The organism is Streptomyces sp. PsTaAH-124, assembly GCF_000373685.1.
Taxonomy (GTDB): domain Bacteria; phylum Actinomycetota; class Actinomycetes; order Streptomycetales; family Streptomycetaceae; genus Streptomyces; species Streptomyces andamanensis.
Genome location: NZ_KB892191.1, coordinates 330,144 through 348,847, shown reverse-complemented (window position 1 = coordinate 348,847; position 18,704 = coordinate 330,144). Strand labels below are relative to the sequence as shown.

Genomic DNA, 18,704 nt, shown 5'->3' with positions numbered 1-18,704 from the left:
GCGGGGGCGGGACATGCGGGACGCACCGGGTGCACCCCCGGCCTGCCCGTCGCGCGGGTACGCCGTTCGCGCCGGGTGCGCAGGCCGCGCCGACTACGCGGGTCCGCCCGGTACGCGTACGTCCAGCACGCACACGTCGTCGCGCCGTTCGCCCTCCAGCATCGACCCCAGGAGCGGCACCAGGGAGCCGGGCGCGTCCGCGTGGTGGGCGGCCGCGTTCCGGGCGAGCCGCTCCAGACCCCGCTGGATGTTCTCGCCGGGCCGTTCGACCAGTCCGTCCGTGTAGAACAGCAGCCGGTCCCCGGGTTCGAGGCGGCACTCGGCCTCCGCGTAGACCGGTGTCTCGGTCGCCCCCAGCAGCACGCCGGACGGACGCTCCAGGTACCGCGGTTCGCCCCGGCGCAGCAGCAGCGGCGGCAGGTGGCCCGCCTGGGCCCAGACGAGGCGGCGCTCGCGCGGTGCGTAGCGCGCCAGGACGAGGGTGGCGGTGCCCTTGGTGTCCCGGGAGTGCAGCAGCAGTGTGTTGAGGCGGGCCAGCGCCCCGGTGAGCGACGAGCCGGTGAAGATCATGCCCTTGGCGGTGAACCGGAGCTGTGCCATCGTCGCCACCGCGTCGATCCCGTGCCCGGCGACGTCGCCGACCACGAACAGCGCGTCCCCGTCCGGCAGTTCGACCGCGCTGAACCAGTCGCCGCCGACGTGGATCCCGGACTCGGCGGGCAGATAGGTGACGTCGACCCGCAGCCCGGCCAGGCGCACCGCGTGGCGGGGGAGCGGCAGCAGCGCGTGCTGGAGGCGGCCCGCGAGCATCCGCTCGGCCCGCAGGACCCCGTCCTGGGCGAGCATCGTCCGCTCACTCTCCACCAGGGCCAGCTCCGCGCTGCGCTGCGCGGTGAGATCCTGGACGAAGCCGTGCACCTCCACCGGCCGGCCCCCGCTGTCCACGACGGTCTCGGCGACCGCCCGCAGATGCCGCAGCCCCGCCGTCGTCCGCACCCGGAACGGCACGTCGAAGGGTGTGCCGTCGCGCAGCAGCTCCCGTACGGCCCGGCCGAGCGCCGGTCCGTCCTCCGGCACGGCGAGGTCCGGCAGGTGCTCCACCGGGACCGGGCCGAGCGCGGGGTCGCGGTCGAGCAGCAGGTGGACCTGGTCCGACCAGGCCGCCTCGTGCGTGTCCAGGTTCCAGACGGCCCAGCCCAGACGGCCGAGACGCTGTAGCTCGGCCAGGCGCTGCGCCTGCCGGTCCGAGGCGTCGTGCCGCAGCCAGCTCACCACCAGCGCGTCGCCCAGCGGGGCCGCCCGCACCACGTACCGCGGCGGCTCCCGCCGGTCGGTGCCCGGCCCCGGCCGGGTGAACGGTTCGCCCTCGCGGGGTTCCCCGGTGTCGAGGACCGCGAGCCAGCTCTGCCACAGCGGTTCCCCGGCGGCGTTCGGCCAGCACTCCAGGAGCCGCCGCCCGACGAGGTCGCCCGCGTCGCGACCGAGCACGTCGGCGCCCTGCGCGGTGGCGGCGTCCACGCGGTAGTCCGCCACGTCACCCGAGGGCGAGCGCAGCGGGGAGAGCAGCAGGACCGCGCCGGGCAGCGCCGCGAACAGGCCGTCCACCGGCAGGGACGCGGGCGCGGGAACCGGCGGCCGCGACGATCCGGAGGAGCCGGGCCGGCTCTGTCCCGCGCCGAGGTCGCGCAGCCGCCCCGCGCACAGCCAGGAGACGTGGCGCAGCAGCTCCCGGGCGCGGGGAGTGAACGGGTCCGCCCGCTCCCGCAGCACACCGATGACGACCTCGGCGTCGTCCGTACCGCCCACGGGCAGCCAGACGGCGTTCTCCGTCCGGCGCGGGGCGTGGCCGGTGCGGTCCCCGGCGCCGCCGGTCCCGGCCGGTGGCGGCATGTCCCGCCACCGCCGCGCCCGCGTCCCGTCGATGTCCGCGTACCCGATCGGCACCGGCTCGCCCGACGGCGGACGGCGATGGATCAGCACGGCGTCGGCGCCGACGGGCCCGGCGAGGTGGGCCAGCAGGCACCGGGCGAGGTCCGGCGGGGTCTCCACATGGGTCAGCGCCCGCCCGAGCCCGGCCAGGACGGCGCCCTCGGCCTCCTCGTCGGCGGTCGCGGCCCCGGCGGCATGGCTCAGCGGCGGGACCAGCGTGCCCAGGGCGATCCAGCACTCCTCGGTCAGGGTGCGGTGCGCGGCCTTGGCCCGCCGCAGAAGATCCTCGTGCGCGGCCTCGGGGGAGCAGCCGGTGAGCGCCATCAGCGCGCCCTTGGCCCGCTCGACCACGGCAGCCGTACCGGTCGGCGCGGCCGGGCCGGGCGCGCCGCCGGACTCCCCGGGGAACACGGATTCGCCGGTCACGGGACGAGCATCGCACAGATGACCTGATCCGATCACGGCCCGATCGGATACTTGTGCGAGCGGGCGTTCCGGCTGTGTTCCGGCTGTGTTGCCGGGTGCGTTGCGGCTGAGTTCTGGCTGCGTTCCAGGTGCGTTCCGGCCGGAGGTCGGCGGGGGAGAGGGGGTGCGGCGGGCCCCGGCGGCCGCGCCTCAGCGGCTCGCGCCGCCGTGCCGCATCAGGGCCTCGGTGACCGCCCGGACGCTGCGCGCGATGTGCTGGAGCTGGAGCAGCTCCCCGGCGTACAGCTTGATCGTGTGCTCGATCACCGACTCGGGCAGACCCAGCCGGGGCAGGTCGGCGCGCGCGGTCTGCAAAGCGGTGCGGGCCACCCTGACCTCCTGCTGCACCTGGATCTGCGCATGCCGTGCGAGGAGTACGGGATGGCGCAGCAGCGCGGGGTAGCTGCCGTAGCGGGCGGGGACCAGGTCCCGCAGCCATCTGACCGCCGAGCGCTCCCAGTCGTAGCTGCCGGGCGGCTTGACCTGGCAGGGCCAGTCCGGGCTGACACGCGTGGTGGTCACAGGCATGGTCATCGCTTCCGGGTGTGCGGCGTGCGTCGTGGAGGGGGCCGACGCAGGGAGCCGGGCCGCGATCCGTGAGCAGTATTTATATATGCCATCCGCTTTGCAAGGCGTATGAAAACATTCATGCCGGGTTTACGGGGGCTGGTCCGCGTACGTTCCGACCACCGCGGCGCGCCTGTGTTGCGGCCACCGCGGCGCCGGACCGGCCCGAGGACCGGGGCCGGTCAGTCCTTCAGGAAGAACTGGTGCTGGTCGGCGACCTGCTCGTACTCCTCCAGCCGGGCCTGGGTCCGCTCGGGGTCGGCGTCCGTCATGGCCTGGAGCAGGGCGGCGCAGACGATGCCGGGCGCCGCGTAGGAGTCGAAGACCAGCCGGGAACCGGTGCCGGTCGCGAAGGTCACGTCGGCCTCGTCCGCCACCGGCCCCAGCGCCAGATCCGTCACCAGGGCCACCTTGAGCCCGGCGCCGCGCGCGACCCGGACCGCGGTCAGCGTCTCCTGGGCGTGCCGGGGCATGGAGAACGCCAGCACCCAGGTCCCGCCGGCCTCCCGGGACTGGAGCAGCGCGTCGTAGGCGACGCTGCCGCCGTGGGTCACCAGCCGCACGTCCGGGTGGATGCGCCGGGCCGCGTAGGCGAAGTACTCGGCGAGCGAGACCGAGATGCGCAGCCCCAGCACGGTCAGCGGCGCCGACCGGGACAGCGCGCGGCCCACGCTGATCACCCGCTCGGGGTCGGCCAGGTCGCGGCGCAGGTTCTCCAGGTTCTCGATCTCGGCGTCGACGGCCGCCTGGAGTTCGTTGCCCCGGTCCTCCTCGACCGGTCCGGGACCGCCGGCGAGCCCGGCCAGCGCGAGGGACTGGAGCCGCTCGCGCAGCGCCGGGTAGCCGCTGAAGCCGACCGCCCCCGCGAACCGCGTCACCGAGGGCTGGCTGACCCCCACCCGGTCCGCCAGTTCGGTGACCGACAGGAAGGCCGCCTCGGCGAGGTTCTCGATCAGGTACTGGGCGATGCGGCGCTGCCCGGGGGACAGCTGGGGGCCGTCGAAGAGCGCCCTGAGCTGCGAGGCCGGTGCGGCCTGCGTCCGCGGGACCGACTTGCCCGAGGTGATCGCGGACGCCTGGGCGCGGGCCTGCTGCGGCGATGGCACCGAGGCGCCTCCTTTGTCTCCCACAGCGCTTCAACATAGCTCACTCACCGTCATGACCGGTGGTCGCGCGGGCGGATCCGTACGGGTCAGGGCCACACTGGCAGGGCGGTCGCCGGGACGAGGAGATCCGCGCGGACGCGGGTCGCGGCCACCAGCTCGGCGTTGCGCGCGTCGCTCCGGCGCACCCAGGCCACGGCCTCCGCGTGCCCCTTGCCGAACCGCTCGTGCCGGGCCACCAGGCGCCGCACCCGCTCGGCCTCGTCCAGCTCGCAGAACCACACCTCGTCCAGCCGGGCCCGCACCCGCCTCCAGGGGCCGGAGTCCAGCAGCAGGTAGTTGCCCTCCGTCACGACCAGCCGGGCGGACGGCGGCACCGGGACCGCGCCCGCGAGCGGCTGTTCGAGGACGCGTTCGAATCCGGGCGCGTAGACGGTCTCGCCGTCCGTCTCGCTCCCGCCCGCCACGCTGCCCGGGTACTCCTCGCGCAGCCGCCGCAGCAGCGCCGCGTACCCCGCCGCGTCGAAGGTGTCCGGTGCGCCCTTGCGGTCCCGGCGCCCGAGCCGGTCGAGTTCGGCGTCGGCCAGGTGGAAGCCGTCCATCGGGACATGCGCCACCCAGGGCTCGGCCGTGCCGTTCAGGGCCCGTACCAGCCGCTCGGCCAGGGTCGACTTGCCCGCGCCGGGGCTGCCCGCGATGCCGAGGATCGCGCGGTGGCCGGGGCGGGGCAGGGCGCGGGCACGGGCCAGGAGGTCGTCGAAGGCGAGCGGCACATCCGCCAGTGTGTCACCCGGCCGGACGCGCTCCCCGGCGGGCGGCGGGCGCCCGAAGGCCGGAAAGTGACCCCGGGGCAGGGATGAAGTCCGCCGGATGTGGCATGCGACACTCCGTCGACACCGCGTCGCGGGGAAGGGTGCCTGTATGACACAGCTCGGACTGCCCGATGAGATCCTGGCCTGCCTCTTCGACCTCGACGGGGTCGTCACCAGGACGGCCGTGGTGCACGCGGCCGCCTGGAAGGAGGCGTTCGACGCGTTCCTGCGCGAGCGGGGCGGTGACCAGCGGCCCTTCGACGCGGCCGCCGACTACGACGAGTACGTCGACGGACGGCCCCGCGCCGACGGGGTGCGCACCTTCCTCGCCTCCCGCGGCATCGAACTGCCCGAGGGCACCCCCGACGACCCGCCGGACGCGCAGACGGTCAACGGCCTCGGCAACCGCAAGAACGCGCTCGTCCTGGAGAAGATCCGCACCGAGGGCGTCCAGCCCTACGAGGGCACGCTGCGCTACATCGACGCGGTCCGGGCCGCGGGCCTGAAGACCGCGATCGTCTCCTCCAGCGCCAACACCGTCGACGTGCTGCGCTCCATCGACGCCGAGCACCTGTTCGACGTACGGATCGACGGGGTGGTCGCCCGCGAGCGCGCGCTGCCCGGCAAACCGCATCCGGACACCTTCCTCGCCGCCGCCCGTGACCTGGGTGTCGACGCCGCACGGGCCACCGTCTTCGAGGACGCCCTGGCCGGGATGGACGCGGGCCGCTCCGGCAGCTTCGGGTACGTCGTCGGCGTCGACCGCGTCGGCCAGCGCGACGCCCTGTACGCGCACGGCGCCGACGTGGTCGTGGACGACCTCGCCGAACTCCTCGCCGGACCCGCCGGGCCCGCCGGACCCGCCGCGAAGGGAGGCGCCGCGTGATCACCCACCGCTCGTACGCCGTCGAACCCTGGTCCGTGCGCGAGACCGAACTGAGCCTGGACGTCCTCGCCCAGAGCGAGTCGGTCTTCGCGCTCTCCAACGGCCACGTCGGCTGGCGCGGCAACCTCGACGAGGGCGAGCCGCACGGCCTGCCCGGCTCCTACCTCAACGGCGTGTACGAGGTGCACCCGCTGCCGTACGCGGAGGCCGGCTACGGCTACCCCGAGTCCGGCCAGACCGTCATCAACGTCACCAACGGCAAGGTGCTGCGGCTGCTCGTCGACGACGAGCCGTTCGACCTGCGCTACGGCCGGCTCCTCTCCCACGAGCGCGTCCTGGACCTGCGCCGCGGGGTGATGGAGCGGACCTGCGAGTGGATCTCCCCGGCCGGCACCAAGGTCCGGGTGCGCGCCACCCGCATGATCTCCCTGACCCAGCGCTCCATCGGCGCCATCGCCTACGAGGTGGAGCCGGTCGACTGCCAGGCCCGGGTGGTCATCCAGTCCGAACTGGTCGCCAACGAGCAGCTGCCGCAGGCCGACGGCGACCCGCGCGCGGCGATGGCGCTCCAGGCCCCGCTGGAACCGGAGGAGGACTTCGCCTCCGGCCACCGGCTGCGGCTGGTGCACCGCACCCGGCGCAGCGGACTGCGGGTGGCCGTCGCCGCCGACCACGTCGTCTCCGGCCCCGAACGCACCTCCACCAGCAGCGAGAGCCACCCCGACCTGGCCCGGCTGACGGTCGCCGCCGTCCTGGAGGCGGGGCAGACGCTGCGGGTGGAGAAGCTCGTCGCGCACGGCTGGTCCGGCACCCGCTCGCTGCCCGCCATGAGCGACCAGGTCGACGCCGCCCTGGCCGCCGCCGCGCACGGCGGCTGGTCGGGCCTGGTCGCCGAGCAGTGCGCCTACCTCGACGACTTCTGGGCCCGCGCCGACGTCGAGGTGGACGGCGACGAGGAGATCCAGCAGGCCGTCAGGTTCGCGCTGTTCCATGTGCTCCAGGCCGGTGCCCGCGCCGAGGAGCGCGCCATCCCGGCCAAGGGGCTGACCGGCTCGGGCTACGACGGGCACGCCTTCTGGGACACCGAGATGTTCGTGCTGCCGGTGCTCACCTACACCTCGCCCGACGCGGTGGCCGAGGCGCTGCGCTGGCGGCACAGCACCCTGCCCGCGGCCCGCGAACGGGCGGCCCAGCTCGGCCTCGGCGGCGCCGCGTTCCCCTGGCGCACCATCGAGGGCCAGGAGGGATCCGCGTACTGGCCCGCCGGGACCGCCGCCTTCCACGTCAACGCCGACATCGCGCACGCCGTGGTGCGCTACGTCGCGGGGACCGGCGACGAGGACTTCGAACGCGACACCGGACTCGAACTCCTGGTGGAGACCGCCCGGCTGTGGCGCTCGCTGGGCCACCACGACCACCGCGGCACCTTCCACATCGACGGCGTCACCGGCCCCGACGAGTACAGCGCCGTCGCCGACGACAACACGTACACCAACCTGATGGCGCGGGCGAACCTGCTGGCCGCCGCCGACGTGGTCGAACGCCACCCCAAGGAGGCCGAACTCCTCGGTGCCGACGACGAGGAGAGCGCGGCCTGGCGGGACGCCGCCGAGGCCATGAACATCCCCTACAACGCCGAACTGCGGGTGCACGAGCAGAGCGCGGGCTTCACCCGCTACCAGCGCTGGGACTTCGCCGGCACCCGCGCCGACCAGTACCCGCTGATGCTGCACTTCCCCTACTTCGACCTGTACCGCAAGCAGGTGGTCAAGCAGGCCGACCTGGTGCTGGCGATGTACACCTGCGGCGCCGAGTTCGACGACGAGCACATCGCCCGCAACTTCGCCTACTACGAACCGCTGACCGTGCGGGACTCCTCGCTGTCCGCGTGCGTCCAGGCGGTCATCGCCGCGCAGGCCGGTCATCTGCGGCTCGCCTACGACTACGCCGCCGAGGCGGCCCTGATGGACCTGGCGGACCTGGAGCACAACACCCGCGACGGGCTGCACATCGCCTCGCTGGCCGGGACCTGGATGGCGCTGGTGACCGGCTTCGGCGGCACCCGCAGGAAGGGCGAAACCCTCCAGTTCTCCCCGCGGCTGCCGGAGAAGTTCAGCCGGCTGGCCTTCACGCTCCAGTTCCGCGGCAGCCTGCTGCGTGTGGAGATCACCCAGCAGAACGCCACGTACACCCTGCTGTCGGGCCCCGCCCTGACGGTCCGCCACCACGGCGAGGACGTACCGCTGCGCCCGGACGCGCCCGCGGTCCGCGCGGTCCCGCCGCCCCGGCACCTGCCGGCCCCGGAACAGCCCCCGCACCGCAGCCCGGGAGCCCACTGACCCGGGCGCCGCGCGCAGGACGCCCGGTCCGCGTACGGGACCGGGCACGCGCCGGTCCTACGCGGGCCGGGCGGCGAGCAGTTCGCGCAGGGCCCGCTCGCGGTCGGGACTCAGGCCGGTCACGAACTGCCGCAGCGCCGCGACCGGGTCGGGGCCGCGGTCCAGGGCCTCGTGCATGGCCTGGGCGGTCAGTTCGGCGGCGTCCTTCGCGGGCCGGTAGGCGCCGCGGCGCCCGTCGACCTCCCGCAGCACCAGACCCTTGTCGTAGAGCCGCTTCAGGATGGTGTGCACGGTGTTGTAGGCGAGGTCCCCGGCGATCTCCACCTGGATCTCGGCCGGTGTCAACGGACGCTCCGTGGACCACAGCGCGGCGAGGACCTCGCCCTCCAGCTCACCCGGGCTGCGCCGTTCCGTCCTGCCGTGAGGCCCTCTACCAGCCATGCCCTCAACCTTACAGCGCGTAGGGGTGCCGGATGTCCGGCGGTGTCCCGCCCGGCACGGGGCCCGGAGCGGGTTAGCTTGTCCCTGATCCACGAGCGATCCACGAGCGATCCACGAGCGACCGCACGAGGGAGGCCCGCGCCGCGCCGAGCCCGCCGCCAGGGTTCGCGGATTCTTCCGCGACGTTTTCCCGGGGGTTCCCCGGCGTCTTGCCGGCTCCCGCGCGCGGTCGCGCACACTGAGGAGTGGAAGACCCTACAGTGCGTAGGGACGAGGGGTGGACATGGCCGACCACACGCAAGCCGTTCTCGCCGGGCCCCGGCGCACCGCGCCGAGCCCCGGCACCGGCCGGGCGGCCCGCCGCCGCGGCGATCCGCTGCTCGCCGCGGTGGCCGCCGCCTTCGTCCTGGCCCAGCTCCTCCTGGTCGGCCCCGCGACGGGCCTCGGCTGGGACGAGGTCGTCTACGTCAGCCAGGTCAGCCCGCACGCCCCGGCCGCCTTCTTCAGCGCCCCGCGCGCCCGCGGCGTCCCGCTGCTGGTCGCCCCCGTCGCCGCCTGGTCGTCCTCCACCGTGCTGCTGCGCTGCTACCTCGCGCTGCTGTCGGGCCTCGCCCTCTACCTCGCGCTGCGGGTGTGGCGCCACCACTTCCCGGCCCGCGTCCTGGCCCTCGCGGGCGCCCTGTTCGCCTCCCTGTGGGTGACCCTCTTCTACGGCCCCCAGGCCATGCCCAACTACTGGGTCGCCGTCGGCGCGCTCGGCTGCGCGGGCTGCCTGCTGCGCGCTCGCGCCGACCGGCACGACCGGGCGGCGCTGTGGGGCCTGGCGGCCGGTGGCCTCCTGATGGCGCTGATGCGCCCCATGGACGCCGTCTGGGCGGCCCTCCCGCTGCTGCTCCTCGCCCTGGCCGGACGCCACTGGCGAGCGCTGTCCGCGCTCCTGGCCGGGACGGTCGCGGGCGGCGCCGAGTGGATCGCCGAGTCCTACGCCGGCCACGGCGGCCCGCTGCGGCGCCTCGCGGACGCCTCCGCCATCCAGGGCGACCTCGGCTGGCACGTCGCCGTGACCGACCAGCTGCGCAGCCTCGGCGGGCGCACCCTGTGCCGCCCGTGCACCGGAGCCCTGCCGGGCCCGCTGGTCACCGCCTGGTGGTACGCCCTGCCGGTGCTCGCCCTGCTGGGCCTGCTCGCCGCCCGCCGCGCCCGGCGCACCACGCCCACCCTGGTCGCGCTGGCCTGCGCCGCCACGGCCGCCTTCCCCTACCTGTTCCTCATCGGCTACGCCGCGCCCCGCTTCCTGCTGCCCGCCTACGCCCTGCTCGCCGTCCCCGTCGCCGACGGCATCGTCCACCGCGTCACCACCCCGGCGGGCACCTGGCGGCCACGGGCCCTGACCCTCACCGCGCTGGCACTCGCCGTGCACCTCGGGACCCAGTACACCGTCCTGGACCGCACCGCCGAGCGCACCGCGGCCGACCGCCGTGCCTGGGACCGCACCGCCGACGCGCTGCACGCCCTGGGCGTGCGCCCGCCCTGCCTGCTCACCGGCGAGGAGGCCATCCCGCTCGCCTTCCACACCGGCTGCGGCTCCGCCGCGACCGGCGGCCACAACGCCAACTCCACCTCCGCCGCCATCGAGGAGACCGCGCGGCACACCCCGGTCGCCGCGCTCGTCCCGCCGGGCGGCCAGCCGCCCGCGTACGCCCGCGGCTGGCCCGCCCACCGACTCGGCGACGTACTCGCGTACGTCGCGCCGACGGCGCAGAAGGGTCCCGGCACATGACCTCCCCGCTGCTCACTCCCGCCGCTCCCGCCCCGCCCGCCGCCGCCCCCCGGCGCCGCACCCGGTGGCACACCGCGGCCCTGCTCGCGGTCCTGCTCTGCGCCGCCTACCTCGGGCAGCGGCACTGGCCGGTGGTCGCCTCCGGCGCCGACCGGCTCGCCGCCGCCGACCGGGGCTGGCTGCTGCTGGCCGCCACCGCCGCCCTGGCCACCTGGGCGTGCGCGGCCCTCGCCCAGCAGGGCGCCGTCGCCGAACGGCTGCCGCGCGGGCGGCTGCTGGCCGCGCAGTTCGCCGCCTCGGCCGCCAACCATGTGCTGCCCGCCGGGCTGGGCGCGGGCGCGGTCAACCTGCGGTTCCTGATGCGCTGCGGGCTGCCCGCGGGACGCTCGGCGGGCGCCCTCGCCGTCAAGGCCGCGGCCGGGGCGCTGGCCAGAGGCGTCCTGATCGCCGTGCTCGCCGTGCTCTGTCCGGGCGTACTGAGCCTGCCCGAGGTCCCGGTCACCGCGCTGGCGGCGGCCGGGGCGGTGGCGGTGCTGGCGGCGGTCCTGCTGTGCGGCCCGCTGCGCGCCCGGTGGGGGCGCGCGGTCGGCGCGGTGGGGGCGGACATCCGGGCCGTGCACGCCCGGCCGCACCGGGCCGCCGCCCTGTGGGGCGGCTCGTTCGCTTTCGCCGCGGCGCACGCGCTGGTGGTGATCGCCGTCGTCCAGGCCGTCGGGCTGCCCCTGTCCCCGCTGCGGGTGGCGCTCCTCTACCTCGCCGCGAGCAGCGCCGCCGCCCTGCTGCCCACCCCCGGCGGCCTCGGCTCGCTGGACGCGGCGCTCGCCTTCGCGCTGACCTCCGCGGGCGCGCCCGGCACCGCGGCGGCCTCCGCCGTCCTCGGCTACCGCCTCCTGACGGTCTGGCTGCCCCTGATCCCCGGACTGCTGGTCCTCGGCGTCCTGATCCGCCGCCGGGCGGTGTGAGCGGCCCGCACCTCGGCCCGCACCCCGGCCCGCGCCGTGTGTGCGCCGGGCGCCGTCCGCGGCTCAGCGCGCCTGCGAGCGCCCGAGCCCCTCGGGCGTCCGCGGCGGGTTCGGCCCGCCCGCCGTCGCCGGTCCGCGCGCGGTGAACGCCGCGACGCAGCGGGCGGGCAGCCACCGCAGCGCCGCGCACAGGCACACCCCGGACCAGCCGGCCGCGAACAGCCAGCCTCCGGCCACGTCGGTGCCCCAGTGGACCCCGAGATACACCCGGCTCACCCCCACCAGGACGGCCCAGCAACCCGCCGCCGCGCACAGCGCCGTACGGCCGCGCGGGGCGCGCAGGAGCACCGCGAGCACCAGCAGCGCGGCGGTCAGCGCCGATGTGGTGGTGTGCCCCGAGGGGAAGGCCCAGCCCGAGGCGTGCGTCGCCCAGTCGGGGCGCGGCGGACGCGGGCGGGCGACCAGTTCCCTCACGCCCCGGCGCGCCAGCTGCCCCGTGGCCAGGCAGACCAGGCCCAGCAGTGCGGCGACCGCGCGCCGCCGCGCCGTCCGTCCGGCGACCGCACCGGCCACGGCGACCAGCGCATAGGGGACGACGCCCGTCCCGGTGGCGGTCACGCCCCGGGCCACGGCCACCGCCGTCGCGGGCCGGTGGCCGACCGACCAGGACAGCAGCGTCTCGTCGACCCGCAGCGGTGCGCCGTGCCCGCCGGCCACCACCAGCGCGACGACGGTGAACGCGGCCCAGGCGCCGACCGCGGCGCTGCCCGCCAGATCGGCGGCGTCCCGGCGCCTCATGGGCGCGCGGGCGCGGACGCGGCGGCAGGGGCCGGTGTCATCCGCCCGCCTCCTCGGTCTTCGCCGCGCGCCGGGAGCGCACCACCTCGGCGGCGACCGGGATCAGCGAGACCGCCACGATCAGCGCGATCACCGGCAGCAGATACCGGTCGACGTCCGGCACCGACGAGCCGAGCGCGTACCCCGCGAGGGTGAGACCGATGCTCCACAGCAGGCCGCCGGCCACCTGCCACACCGTGAACGTCCGGACCGGCACGCCCAGGGCGCCCGCCATCGGATTGAGCACGGTGCGCACCACCGGCACGAAGCGGGCCAGCACGATCGCCTTGGCGTGCCCGTACCGGCCGAGCAGTTCCTCGGCGCGCCGCGCGCCCTCGTGCAGGCGCCGCGAGCGGCTGCGCGCCAGCAGCGCGCCCCCGGCCCTGCGGCCCAGCACGAACCCGCACTGCGACCCGGCGAGCGCGCCCGCCGCGGCGGCGAGCAGCAGCGGCAGGAGGGAGAGCCGTACGCCCCGGTCCGCCGTGCCCGTGCACAGCAGGCCCGCGGTGAACAGCAGCGAGTCGCCGGGCAGGAAGAAGCCGATCAGCAGTCCGGTCTCGGCGAACATCACGGCACCGACGCCCAGCACGCCGAAGGCGGCCAGCAGCGACTGGGCGTCGAGCACGTTCACGGCGAGCGGTGACGACAGGAGCGGGGAGGGGTTCATCGGCGCGGGGCTCATTTCGTCCGGGTGACGAGCGACGGTGGCCGGTGGCGACCGACTACAGGCCGGTAGACCGTCTACGCCACTGTAGACGATATCGTCCGTCGTGGACGGCCCCCCGATCGGCCGGACGGGTGAAGACCTGGCGCCCGGCGCACCGGACCGCTTCCCACCTGGACTTTTCCGTCCCATGGTCAAGAACGGTGGTCGCCTTTACTGCACACGGTGCGCAGGTGGGTGACGATGGCAGAAGGCGGCCCCGGCCCGGGTCCGCCCGCACGACCCCACCCGAAGGAACACCTCTCCCATGACGGCCGCCCCTGGTTCCGCTCCGCCCCTCCCCGCCACGACCGGACCGAAGGGCCCGCTCTGGCACCGCGTCCGCACCTCGATGACGCGGCAGGAGTGGACCAGGGTCGGCGGGATGGCCGCCTTCGTGCTCGCCCTGCATGTGATCGGCTGGTTCACGCTCGTCTGGATCGTGGCGCCGCAGCACTACAGCCTGGGCACGAAGTCGTTCGGCATCGGCATCGGCGTGACCGCCTACACCCTGGGCATGCGGCACGCCTTCGACGCCGACCACATCGCCGCCATCGACAACACCACCCGCAAGCTGATGCACGAGGGGCAGCGCCCGCTCTCCGTCGGCTTCTGGTTCTCCCTCGGCCACTCCAGCGTCGTCTTCGGCCTGGCCTTCCTGCTCTCCCTCGGCATCCGGGCGCTGGCCGGACCCGTGCAGAACGACGACTCCCGGCTGCACGACATCACCGGCCTGATCGGCACGACGGTCTCCGGCGCCTTCCTGTACGTCATCGCCGCCGTCAACCTGGTCATCCTGGCCGGCATCTGGAAGGTGTTCCGCGAGATGCGCTCGGGCCACTTCGACGAGGCCGCCCTGGAGGAGCAGCTGGGCAGCCGGGGCCTGATGAACCGCATCCTCGGCCGGTTCATGAAGTCGATCACCAAGCCGTGGCAGATGTACCCGCTCGGCCTGCTCTTCGGCCTCGGCTTCGACACGGCCACCGAGATCGCCCTGCTGGTGCTCGCGGGCTCCGGCGCCGCCTCCGGGCTGCCCTGGTACGCGATCCTGTGCCTGCCCGTGCTGTTCGCGGCCGGTATGTCGCTGCTGGACACGATCGACGGCTCGTTCATGAACTTCGCCTACGGCTGGGCGTTCTCCAAGCCGGTCCGCAAGGTGTACTACAACCTCACCATCACCGGTCTGTCCGTGGCCGTCGCCCTGATCATCGGCACGGTCGAACTGCTGGGCCTGCTCGCCGACAAACTCGATCTGCACGGCGCCTTCTGGGACTGGGTCGGCGGCCTGGACCTGAACGTCATCGGCTTCGTCGTCGTCGGCCTGTTCTTCGTCACCTGGGTGCTCGCCCTGGTCGTCTGGAAGGTCGGCCGGATCGAGGAGAAGTGGACGGCGGACCTGGCCGCCCCCGCCGACTCCCCGGCCGAGTGAGTCCGGGCGCCCGGAGCGGGCCGGGGTGATGGGAGCGGGCGCAGCGGGAAACGCGGAGCACGACACGACCGCGAGCCGCCACCAGGGAGGACACCCGTGAGCACCGATCCGATGGCCGACGACGTCTACCAGCCCACCGGAACGAACGAGGAGCAGGAGGACGCCGCGCCGCTGGACCTGGAGGACGCGGTCGGCGAGCGGACCTACGACGACATCCTCGACGAGGGCTGCTCGCCGCCGGAGAAGCCGCTCGGCGTCGACAGGTACGGCACGACCGCCACCGAGCAGCACGAGGGCGAGAGCCTCGACCAGCGGCTCGCCCAGGAGCGCCCCGACACGGACGAACCGGCCGGCGACGGCGTCGGCGACCTGCCCGGCGGCACGGGCGAACCGGTCGACCCGCAGGCGGGCGGCGCGCGCGCCGGGCGCCTGGTCGCCCCCGACGAGGGCGCGCACGCCGACACCACCGAGGAGGAGGTCGCCGCCGACGCCGGCATCGACGGGGGCGCCGCCGGAGCGGAGGAGGCCGCCGTGCACATCGTCGGGGACGACGGCGCCCTCCCCGGCGAGGACACCGCACCCTGAGGGGACCCGGCCCTGCGCTCAGTCCCCGAGCCGGTCGACCTGGCGCAGCTTGTTCGTCGCGTCCAGCGCGGCCACCTTGTACGACTCCGCGAGCGTCGGGTAGTTGAACACCGCGTTGACCAGGTAGTCCACGGTGCCGCCGCAGCCCATCACCGTCTGCCCGATGTGGATCAGCTCGGTGGCGCCGCTGCCGAAGCAGTGCACCCCGAGCAGGGTGCGGTCCTCGGGCGAGACCAGCAGCTTCAGCATGCCGTGCGAGTCGCCGACGATCTGCCCGCGCGCCAGCTCGCGATAGCGGGAGACACCCACCTCGAAGGGCACGCACTCCTCGGTGAGCTGGTCCTCGGTCCGCCCGACGAAGCTGATCTCCGGAATGGTGTAGATGCCGATGGGCTGGAGCCCGTCCATCCGGCCCGCCGGTTCCCCGCAGGCGTGGTAGGCGGCGGCCCGCCCCTGCTCCATGGAGGTCGCCGCCAGCGCCGGGAAGCCGATCACGTCACCGACGGCGTAGATGTGCGGCACCTTGGTCCGGTAGTGCTCGTCGACCGCGATCCGGCCGCGCCGGTCGGCCTCAAGACCGGCCCGGTGCAGATCGAGCCCGTCGGTCAGACCCTGCCGGCCCGCCGAGTACATCACCGCGTCCGCCGGTATCTTCTTGCCGCTCTCCAGCACCGTGAGCGTGCCGTTCTGATGCCGCTCGACGGCCGCCACCGTCTCCCCGAACCGGAAGGTGACGGCCAGGTCCCGCAGGTGGTAGCGGAGCGCCTCGACGATCTCGGCGTCGCACATGTCCAGCATCTGCGGCCGCTTCTCCACCACCGTCACCCGGGAACCGAGGGCGGCGAACATCGAGGCGTACTCCATGCCGATCACGCCCGCGCCGACGATGACCATCGAGCGCGGCACCCGCTCCAGCGCGAGCACGTTGTCGGAGTCCATGACGGTGCGCCCGTCGAACGCCACGCTGTCCGGCCGCGCCGGGCGGGTGCCGGTCGCGATCACGATGTGCTCCGCGCTCAGCAGCCGCTCCTCGCCCGAGGACTCCCGCAGGGCCACGGTGCGGTCGTCGACGAAGCGCCCGGTGCCCGCGAACAGCGCGACCTGGTTGCGGGAGAGCTGGCTGCGGACCACGTCCACCTCGCGGCCGACCACGTGCTGAGTGCGCGCGGTCAGGTCGGCGACGGTGATGTCCTCCTTGAGCCGGTAGCTCTGCCCGTACAGGTCGCGCTGGGTGAGGCCGGTCAGATACAGCACCGCCTCGCGCAGCGTCTTGGACGGGATGGTCCCGGTGTGGATGGAGACCCCGCCGACCATGTCGGGCCGGTCGACGACGGCGACCCGGCGGCCCAGCTTGGCCGCGGCGATGGCGGCCTTCTGGCCGCCCGGTCCGGATCCGATGACGAGCATGTCGTAGTCAGGCACGTGCGGAGTCTGCCAGCACGCCGACGCGGCGGGAAGGCCGGGCGGACAGCGGTGGGACCGGAGCGCGCGGCTCCGGTCCCACCGCTGTCCGCCCGGCGGCGGACCGGCTCAGGGCAGCAGCTTGTCCAGGGCGGCCGGGCCGTCCGTCTCGATCCTGCGCCTGGCCCACTCCAGGTTGCGCGGGGTGAGGTCGCGGCCCGCGGCCAGCACGACGTCCTCGGGCGAGACCTCGGTACCGGTACGGGCGTGGAGCACGGCGTCCGGTGTGCAGCGCTCCCCCGGGGGACGGGACGCTTCGGGCGAACGGGATGCTTCGGGCTGTGACGTCGACATGTGTCCTCCTCGGGTCCGGCCGGGTCCCCGCCCCGTGCCGCGCCGCCCGCGCCCAGGGACCGGGACCTCCTCCTACGATTGCCCGCCGCGCCGCACCCTGCATCCGGAAGGCCCCGCCGGACCCCTGGCCGGCTTCCCCGGCCGCCGCCCGGCGCCGCGCTCCGTAAGCTGGAACGACCACGCGGGCCGCCGCAGCGGCGGCCCGCGGCCGGGAGACCGGACAGGGAGGCCCAGCGATGGCCGACACACCGAGCCCGTCATCCGCGCCGGGCACCCGGCGCTACGTGCCGATCGCCGACCACGGCCTGATCGGCGACCTGCGCACCGTCGCCCTGGTCGGCACCGACGGCACCATCGACTGGTACTGCTGCCCCTCCTTCGACTCCCCGAGCGTCTTCGCCGCCGTGCTGGACGCCGAGAAGGGCGGCTGCTTCGAACTCGCCGCGGCCGACGAGGCCGCCCGGACCAAGCAGTTCTACTTCCCCGACACGAACGTGCTGATCACCCGCTTCTTCACCGAGGACGGCGTCGGCGAGGTGCAGGACTTCATGCCGGTGTGCGGCGACGACGGCGAGGCCGAACGGCACCGTCTGATCCGGCGCACGGTGTGCGTGCGCGGCACCGTGCGGTTCCGCGCGCGCGTCGCGCCGCGCTTCGGCTACGGCGCCGACCCGCACACCGTGCGCGTCCAGGGTCACCTGGCGCTGTTCGAGTCCGCGGGCTCGGCCCTCGCCCTGACGGCGACCGCGCCGCTGGAGACCGAGGGCCCGGACGTACGGGCCGACTTCAAACTCACCGAGGGCGAGTCCGCGGTCTTCGCCCTGGACCAGGTGGGCGGCGAGGTCGCCCCGCGCCGCTGCGCCCGCGCCGAGGCCGACGAGCAGTTCGCCGCCACCGTCGCCTACTGGCGGCGCTGGATCGCGCAGTCCCGCTACCGGGGCCGCTGGCGCGAGATGGTGCACCGCTCGGCGCTCACCCTGAAGCTCCTCACCTACGCGCCGACCGGCGCCATCGTCGCCGCGCCCACCACCAGCCTGCCCGAGCGGATCGGCGGCGAGCGCAACTGGGACTACCGCTACGTCTGGGTGCGCGACGCCGCGTTCGCCGTCTACGCTCTGCTGCGCCTCGGCTTCACCGGCGAGGCCGCCGCCTTCATGCGCTTCCTGACCCGCCACATCAGCCCCGGCGACGGCCGCGCCACGGGCCCGCTCCAGATCATGTACGGCATCGACGGCCGCACCGACCTGCCCGAGCGCGAACTGACCCATCTGGAGGGCCACCAGGGCTCCGCCCCGGTCCGGGTCGGCAACGCCGCCGCCGACCAGCTCCAGCTCGACATCTACGGCGCCCTGATCGACTCCATCTACCTCTACGACAAATGGGCCGAGCCGATCTCCAGCGCCCAGTGGGACGACGTGTGCGCGCTGGTCGACTGGGTGTGCGAGCACTGGGACCAGCCCGACGAGGGCGTCTGGGAGACCCGCGGCGGGCGCCGGAACTTCCTCTACTCGCGCCTGATGTGCTGGGTGGCCGTCGAACGCGCCGTCCGGCTGGCCAACCGCCGCGGCCTGCCCGCCGACCTGCCGCGCTGGCAGCGCGGCCGGGACGCGATCTACCGCCGGATCATGGACCGCGGCTGGTCCGAGCGGCGCGGGGCGTTCGTCCAGTACGAGGGCGGCGCCGTGCTGGACGCCGCCGTGCTGATGATGCCGCTGGCCAAGTTCATCGCGCCCACCGACCCCAAGTGGCTGTCCACCCTCGACGCCCTCACCGAGGACCTGGTCTCCGACTCGCTCGTCTACCGCTACGACCCGCGCACCAGCCCCGACGGACTGCGCGGCGAGGAGGGCACCTTCTCGATCTGCTCCTTCTGGTACGTGGAGGCGCTGACCCGCGCGGGCCGCCTGGACGAGGCCCGCCTCGCCTTCGAGAAGATGCTCACCTACGCCAACCACCTGGGCCTGTTCGCCGAGGAGATCGGCCGCACCGGCGAACAGCAGGGCAACTTCCCGCAGGCCTTCACCCATCTGTCCCTGATCAGCGCCGCCTACAACCTGGACCGCGCCCTCGGCTGACCCCGGCACCCGCGCGGCGGGCACCGGGGACGGCCG

General features: G+C 74.7%; 16 protein-coding genes. 7 read left to right on the top strand and 9 right to left on the bottom strand.

Annotated features, from left to right (window positions below):
• Positions 1 to 93: 93 nt before the first annotated feature.
• The 4 genes from B086_RS41095 to B086_RS0129040 form a co-directional block, all read right to left on the bottom strand.
• Positions 94 to 2,355, bottom strand: a complete 2,262-nt coding sequence (locus tag B086_RS41095; protein WP_018569959.1) for a SpoIIE family protein phosphatase — start codon at positions 2,353 to 2,355, stop codon at positions 94 to 96.
• Between the two features lie 189 nt (positions 2,356 to 2,544).
• The gene (locus tag B086_RS0129050; RefSeq protein ID WP_018569958.1) at positions 2,545 to 2,928 is read right to left on the bottom strand and encodes a hypothetical protein; all 384 of its coding nucleotides are present in this window, start codon (positions 2,926 to 2,928) and stop codon (positions 2,545 to 2,547) included.
• Between the two features lie 215 nt (positions 2,929 to 3,143).
• Positions 3,144 to 4,067: a MurR/RpiR family transcriptional regulator gene (locus tag B086_RS0129045; RefSeq protein WP_018569957.1), complete on the bottom strand. Its 924-nt coding sequence runs from the start codon at positions 4,065 to 4,067 to the stop codon at positions 3,144 to 3,146.
• An 86-nt stretch (positions 4,068 to 4,153) separates the two neighbouring features.
• Complete coding sequence (locus B086_RS0129040) at positions 4,154 to 4,837, bottom strand: nucleoside/nucleotide kinase family protein (protein WP_018569956.1); 684 nt, start codon at positions 4,835 to 4,837, stop codon at positions 4,154 to 4,156.
• Between the two features lie 148 nt (positions 4,838 to 4,985).
• Between B086_RS0129040 and B086_RS0129035 the strand changes: the two genes are divergently transcribed.
• Together B086_RS0129035 and B086_RS0129030 are read left to right on the top strand one after the other, a co-directional pair.
• Complete coding sequence (locus B086_RS0129035; protein WP_018569955.1) at positions 4,986 to 5,762, top strand: HAD family hydrolase; 777 nt, start codon at positions 4,986 to 4,988, stop codon at positions 5,760 to 5,762.
• Positions 5,759 to 8,101: a glycoside hydrolase family 65 protein gene (locus B086_RS0129030; protein WP_018569954.1), complete on the top strand. Its 2,343-nt coding sequence runs from the start codon at positions 5,759 to 5,761 to the stop codon at positions 8,099 to 8,101. Before B086_RS0129035 ends, B086_RS0129030 begins: the two co-directional genes overlap by 4 nt.
• Positions 8,102 to 8,158: 57 nt before the next feature.
• Here B086_RS0129030 and B086_RS0129025 read toward each other — a convergent pair whose 3' ends face one another.
• Positions 8,159 to 8,542 carry a BlaI/MecI/CopY family transcriptional regulator gene (locus tag B086_RS0129025; protein ID WP_026252875.1) on the bottom strand — a complete coding sequence of 128 codons (384 nt, stop codon included), beginning with the start codon at positions 8,540 to 8,542 and terminating at the stop codon, positions 8,159 to 8,161.
• Between the two features lie 283 nt (positions 8,543 to 8,825).
• Here B086_RS0129025 and B086_RS0129020 point away from each other — a divergent pair, with 283 nt between their 5' ends.
• Together B086_RS0129020 and B086_RS0129015 are read left to right on the top strand one after the other, a co-directional pair.
• Positions 8,826 to 10,322: a hypothetical protein gene (locus B086_RS0129020; RefSeq protein WP_026252874.1), complete on the top strand. Its 1,497-nt coding sequence runs from the start codon at positions 8,826 to 8,828 to the stop codon at positions 10,320 to 10,322.
• Complete coding sequence (locus B086_RS0129015; protein WP_018569951.1) at positions 10,319 to 11,284, top strand: lysylphosphatidylglycerol synthase transmembrane domain-containing protein; 966 nt, start codon at positions 10,319 to 10,321, stop codon at positions 11,282 to 11,284. The genes B086_RS0129020 and B086_RS0129015 overlap by 4 nt, the downstream gene beginning before the upstream one ends.
• Positions 11,285 to 11,347: 63 nt before the next feature.
• On the opposite strand, the gene B086_RS41090 is transcribed toward B086_RS0129015, so the two are convergent.
• The gene (locus B086_RS41090; protein ID WP_018569950.1) at positions 11,348 to 12,082 is read right to left on the bottom strand and encodes a phosphatase PAP2 family protein; all 735 of its coding nucleotides are present in this window, start codon (positions 12,080 to 12,082) and stop codon (positions 11,348 to 11,350) included.
• Between the two features lie 37 nt (positions 12,083 to 12,119).
• Positions 12,120 to 12,788 carry a DedA family protein gene (locus B086_RS0129005; RefSeq protein WP_018569949.1) on the bottom strand — a complete coding sequence of 223 codons (669 nt, stop codon included), beginning with the start codon at positions 12,786 to 12,788 and terminating at the stop codon, positions 12,120 to 12,122.
• 304 nt (positions 12,789 to 13,092) lie between these two features.
• On the opposite strand from B086_RS0129005, the gene B086_RS0129000 reads away from it, so the two are divergent.
• Positions 13,093 to 14,253, top strand: coding sequence for a HoxN/HupN/NixA family nickel/cobalt transporter (locus B086_RS0129000; protein WP_018569948.1), 1,161 nt, complete (start codon positions 13,093 to 13,095; stop codon positions 14,251 to 14,253).
• Between the two features lie 96 nt (positions 14,254 to 14,349).
• Positions 14,350 to 14,838 (top strand): DUF5709 domain-containing protein, encoded by a 489-nt coding sequence (locus B086_RS0128995; RefSeq protein WP_018569947.1) that lies wholly within the window; start codon positions 14,350 to 14,352, stop codon positions 14,836 to 14,838.
• A gap of 18 nt (positions 14,839 to 14,856) precedes the next feature.
• Here B086_RS0128995 and sthA read toward each other — a convergent pair whose 3' ends face one another.
• Both sthA and B086_RS0128985 read right to left on the bottom strand, forming a co-directional pair.
• A complete protein-coding gene (gene sthA / locus B086_RS0128990) occupies positions 14,857 to 16,260 on the bottom strand; it encodes a Si-specific NAD(P)(+) transhydrogenase (RefSeq protein ID WP_026252873.1) in 1,404 nt (467 codons plus the stop codon).
• Positions 16,261 to 16,368: 108 nt separating this feature from the next.
• Positions 16,369 to 16,593 carry a hypothetical protein gene (locus B086_RS0128985; protein WP_026252872.1) on the bottom strand — a complete coding sequence of 75 codons (225 nt, stop codon included), beginning with the start codon at positions 16,591 to 16,593 and terminating at the stop codon, positions 16,369 to 16,371.
• A gap of 236 nt (positions 16,594 to 16,829) precedes the next feature.
• Here B086_RS0128985 and B086_RS0128980 point away from each other — a divergent pair, with 236 nt between their 5' ends.
• Positions 16,830 to 18,668, top strand: coding sequence for a glycoside hydrolase family 15 protein (locus B086_RS0128980; RefSeq protein WP_018569944.1), 1,839 nt, complete (start codon positions 16,830 to 16,832; stop codon positions 18,666 to 18,668).
• The last annotated feature ends 36 nt before the right edge of the window (positions 18,669 to 18,704 follow it).